4 protein-coding genes are annotated in these 4,955 nt (G+C 67.3%); all 4 read left to right on the forward strand.

All coding sequences use genetic code 11. The features are described 5' to 3' along the window. Positions 1-621: DNA translocase FtsK (locus tag VAE54_RS04920; RefSeq protein ID WP_322800822.1), on the forward strand; the 621-nt coding region annotated here is incomplete at its 5' end. 211 nt (positions 622-832) lie between these two features. Next, a complete protein-coding gene (locus VAE54_RS04925; RefSeq protein WP_322800823.1) occupies positions 833-1,888 on the forward strand; it encodes a hypothetical protein in 1,056 nt (351 codons plus the stop codon). A gap of 217 nt (positions 1,889-2,105) precedes the next feature. Beyond that, positions 2,106-3,086: a 30S ribosomal protein S1 gene (locus tag VAE54_RS04930; protein WP_322800824.1), complete on the forward strand. Its 981-nt coding sequence runs from the start codon at positions 2,106-2,108 to the stop codon at positions 3,084-3,086. A 116-nt stretch (positions 3,087-3,202) separates the two neighbouring features. Further along, a partial coding sequence (locus tag VAE54_RS04935) for a DNA translocase FtsK (RefSeq protein ID WP_322800825.1) occupies positions 3,203-4,955 on the forward strand: 1,753 nt, incomplete at its 3' end.

The raw sequence follows: 4,955 nt of genomic DNA on the forward strand, positions 1-4,955 counted from the left end.
CTGGTGATCGCCACCCAGCGCCCCAGCGTGGATGTGGTGACCGGATTGATCAAGGCCAACTTCCCGGCCCGCATCGCCTTCGCGGTGGCCTCCTCGGTGGACTCCCGGGTGATCCTGGACATGCCCGGGGCGGAGACCCTGCTGGGGCGCGGGGACATGCTCTTCCTCGCCCCGGATCAGGGCCAGCCCATCCGGGCTCAGGGTTGTTTTGTTTCCGATGAGGAGATCCGGCGCATCGTCACCTACTGGAAAGGCATCCGGGGTCTCCCCCGCCCGGCCCCGGGGCGCGAACGCCAGGGAACGCTCTCCGCGCCTCCTTCCGCTCGATGGCAGCGTGAAGAAGAGCCGGCATCCCGGGAACCGATCCGGGTCGGAGGACCGGCAGAGGAGGTTGAGGAGGAACCCGACGAGGTTCTGTTGCAGCGGGCGATTGAGGTCGTGCGTCTGCACCGACGGGCTTCGATCTCGCTGCTGCAGCGGAAGCTCCGCATCGGCTACAATCGGGCCGCCCGCCTGATCGATCTCATGGAGGCGCGAGGGCTGATCGGCCCCCCCGAAGAGGGGAGCCGGTGGCGAGGCCTGGAAAGGCTGGATTCCTCCCCGGGCTCCCCGCCGGATTGATAGATCATCCAGGCGAAGCTTTTGTAAGGTGCGGGAAAAACCGGGTGGGGCTTACGCAGTTCGGCTCCGGGCGGGAAGGCCGATGGCCGGGCGCTGAAAGCCCCGGGAGGAGGCCAGCGCTGTAACTCCGGAATCGGTTCCCCCGCAAGCCCTATTCCTGATCCAGCGACAGGCCATGATCGGATCTCTCCGGGCGGGAATTCAGCGTGGGATGTGGGGGGCGGGGGGGCTGGCGCTCTTCCTGTTCGCGTTGCTGCTGATGCGTGGGGGGGCCGCCCATCTGTCCCCGACCCTGGCGAAGGCAGGGAGGTTGCCCTCTCCATGGCATAGCCTGGGGCTGGGGTGGCTGATGGCCTGTCTGGTGCTCAGCGGTTCCCCGGTGGCGGCCGCCGCGGTCAGCCTCCAGGACGCCCAGGTCCTCTCCCCTGCAGCCACCCTCACCATGCTCACCGGATCCCGCCTGGGCGCTTCGTTTGTCCTATTTGTCATCGGGTTGAGCTACGCATGGCGCCGGGGACATCCATGGAACAGTCTGACCGCGGGATTTGTCACCTTCTGGGTGACCGCCACGACCTATTTTCCGGCCACGGCCCTGGGTCTCTTCCTGCTGCCGCATGTTCCGGTCTCCTGGATCGCCCGGTGGCGAGCTCCCGTCCTCCCTGCGCTTCTGGAACCCTTTCGGGCGCTCGTCGAGGCCGTGGAAGAGATCCTGCGCGGCGGGGCAAGCCGATGGCTCGGAAAACCTGCGCCCGAGAGCGTGATCGGGATCTCCCTGTTCCTCCTGGGCTTTTTCTTAATCGGCCTCGCGCTCCAGGTCCTCGATCGGGCCATCCCCCTTCCTCGTCTCACGAACCCGGAGGCGGATCCTCCCTCGGATTCCCCATGGCCGATCTTCGGCCTCGGGCTGGCGGTGACCGCCCTCACGATGTCGGTATCCGTCTCCATCGGATTGCTGGTGCCTTCCGTAACGCGAGGATGGATCCGTCGGGAGCAGCTGATCCCCTATGTGATGGGAGCCAACATCAGTACCTTCATCGATACGCTGCTGGCCGCGCTGGCCCTGGGGAATCCGGCTGCCGTCGGGGTGGTGCTCACCGAGATGATCAGCGTCACCGTGATCTCTGCCGCGATCCTGGTTGCGGGCTATCGGTGGTATCGAGGTCTGCTGATTCGGGTTTTCGAAATCATGATGGAGCGCCACGCCCTCGCGGCCTTCTTTCTGATCGCGTTCCTGTGCGTGCCGCTGATGCTGCTGTGGCGGGGATAACACCAGGGGAGGGCGCATCCCCCTGTCCGGCTTCTCAACCCCCGTTTGCCCCTCCTCGGCCTCTGGCTATAATGGCAGGCGGCGATGGGATCTGCCATCGCCGCCTGGATCGGTCAGGGATCATCGGGCCTCTCGGATGAGAGATCCAGCCGCCTAAGTCCTGAGGGGACTGCTTTCAGAAATCCTATGGAAAGATGATTCGGGGAGGGATCACTGGATGCGTGTCACAGAGCCCGGCTACGTGCCTCCTTCGGAGGATTACTGGATGGCCCTGATGACGCAGGGCGAGTTCGCGGCTTCCCCGGCGCCGGAGGCCGAGCCCGAGGAGATCTGGGAAGGTCTGGGGATGGGCCGCGGCCATCCGCTCCCCATGCCCAGCCTGTGGGATCTGGAGCGTGGGGAGCCGGACTGGCGACGGGCGCGGGCGTTGCTGGAATCGGGCCAGCCGCTCACCGTCACCGTGGTGGGCTATAACCGGGGCGGGTTGATCGTCCAGGCTGAGCGGTTGCCCAGAGGGTTCATCCCCGCCTCCCATCTCCTCCAGTTCCCGAACGCGCTGAATGGCCCCTCCCGGAAGTCCGCGCTGGCCCGGTATGTGGGTCAGACCCTTCAGGCCCGGGTCATCGAAGTGGATGAGGTGGGGGGTCGCTTTGTTCTCTCCGAGCGTCTGGCCCATCAGGATGAGACGCGCATTGAGGCGCTGCTTGCCGAACTGCGGCCTGGGGAGGTCCGCCGGGGAACGGTAACGAAGGTGGCCCCGTTTGGCGCGTTCATCGATCTGGGCGGCTTCGAGGGATTGCTGCACATCTCGGAGATGTCCTGGGGCCGGGTGACGGACCCCGGCACCGTTGTCCAGGTGGGCCAGGAGCTGGAAGTCCTGATCCTGGACGTCCTTCCGGAAGAGCGTCGGGTGCAGCTCTCCCTCAAGCGGCTGAAACCGGATCCGTGGGAGACGGTGGCCCAGCGCTATCAGGTGGGTCAGGTGGTGGAAGGGGTGGTGACCACGGTGACTCACTTTGGGGCCTTCGTCCGACTGGAGGAGGGGGTGGAAGGGCTATTGCATGTTTCCGAGATCGGAGACTCGGAGGCGAGCCATCCCCGCGAAATCGTGCGCGAGGGGCAGCCGATCCGGGTCCGCATTGTGAGCATCGATCCGGCAGCTCGGCGGATCGGGCTCAGCCGACGCGGACTCGGTTAACCGGGGCTTTGCCCTGGCTTGCCGCATACAGGTCGTCTCTCGCCGCTTCACGGGCCTGCGCCATCCCTGGATCATCTCCCGCGCTTCCCCATGGGCGATCGGTGGCTTGAGGAGCGATGAAACGGCGTGCTCGAACCGTTCATGCCCGCCCGGCTCGCAGCGAGTCTATCCGTGCCGGGCCCAGGAAGTCTCCTGTCACCTCCGGCCTCCCGGAGTGGATCCGACGTTTGGGTCCACCCCGGTGGTATGGCACGCCGGCTTTCGGGCGGCGGGAGCGCCAGGCGGCCGCCCTCGGGCTGATGGGCCTGGGGGTGTTTTCCGGTCTGGTGCTACTGGGCCTCAGCCCGGGTCGGTGGAGCGATGCATGGGCCGAGTTGCTGCGAAGCCTCTTCGGATGGGGGAGCCTGCTGGTCGCTGCCGGCTGGGCCGGGCTTGGGATATGGATGTTCTTGCGGACGATGGGTCGGGCCCCAGCGCTGAACGGCTGGCGTCTCCTGGCCTTCGAAGGAGCCCTGCTGGGGCTTTTCGGCCTGGCGCACGGGCTGGCCATGCTCGCCCGTGAAGGCCCCTGGGAGATCATCGAACGGGGGGAAGGCGGTGGGACCCTGGGCTGGCTGATCTGGACCGCGGCATCTGCCCCGCTGGGGCCAGGTGTGGGAGCGGCCCTGCTGATGCTGATCACGGGGGTGGGAGGCTGGCTCGCCCTGGCCCGCTGGGCTCCCCCCTCTCCGGCTCCAGAGGCCCCAGCGCCCGCTTCGGCCTCCGCTCCGCCGGCCCGCCCGCCGCAGCCTCCGAAGCCCGCCCGGCCGTCTCCCCGACCGGCCCCGGGCGACCTGAAGATCGTGACGGCCTCGCCTCCGCGTCCTGTCCGGGTGAAGCGGGATCGGCGCCTGCCGCCGCTGGATCTGCTGGAGGAAGACGAGCCGTCCTCCGTCTCGCCGGAGGAGATCCGTCAGAAGGCGGCCATCATCGAGGAAACGCTCCGGCAATTCGGGCTGGAGGCTCGGGTGGTGGAAGCCACCCAGGGCCCGGCGGTGACCCAGTTCGGATTGCTGCCGGGTTACATCGAGCGCCCAGGGCCTGACGGAGAGGTGCGCCGTCAGAAGGTCCGGGTGGCTCAGATCGCCGCCCTGGCCAACGATCTGGCGCTGGCCCTGGCGGCCCCCTCCCTCCGGATTGAAGCCCCGGTCCCCGGCCGCGGCCTCATCGGCATCGAGGTCCCCAACCGGCAGATCCAGGTGGTCCGCCTGCGGGGCTTGCTGGCCTCCCCGGAGTTCCGAAAGGTCGGGTCGCCCCTGGCCATCGCTCTGGGCCGGGATGTGGCGGGCCGGCCGGTGGTGGCCGATCTGGCGGCGATGCCCCATCTGCTGATCGCCGGGACCACAGGCTCGGGGAAGTCCGTCTGCATCAACGCGCTGATCACATGCCTGGTTTGTAACAACACCCCTGAGGAGCTCCGCCTGGTGCTGATTGACCCCAAAATGGTGGAGCTGGTGCGGTGGAACGGCCTGCCCCATCTTTATGGGAAGGTGGAATTCGAGATCGAGCGCATCGTGGGGGTTCTGCGCTGGCTCACCCGTCAGATGGAGGAACGTTACCGGCAGTTTGCGGCGGTGGGGGCGCGGAACCTCGCGGATTTCAACGCCCGGGCCGAGGAGGCCGGGGAAACCCGGTTGCCTTACATCGTGCTGTTCATCGACGAGCTGGCGGACCTGATGATGGCCGCGCCGGTGGATGTGGAGCGGACCATCACCCGGCTGGCGCAGATGGCGCGGGCGACGGGGATCCATCTGGTGATCGCCACCCAGCGCCCCAGCGTGGATGTGGTGACCGGATTGATCAAGGCCAACTTCCCGGCCCGCATCGCCT

This window comes from Thermoflexus sp. (genome assembly GCF_034432235.1).
Classification (GTDB): domain Bacteria; phylum Chloroflexota; class Anaerolineae; order Thermoflexales; family Thermoflexaceae; genus Thermoflexus.

Excerpts from the sequence above, each read along its gene's own strand:
- VAE54_RS04925 (WP_322800823.1), top strand. The coding sequence starts at position 833 with ATGTGGGGGGCGGGGGGGCTGGCGCTCTTCCTGTTCGCGTTGCTGCTG.
- VAE54_RS04930 (WP_322800824.1), top strand. The coding sequence starts at position 2,106 with ATGCGTGTCACAGAGCCCGGCTACGTGCCTCCTTCGGAGGATTACTGG.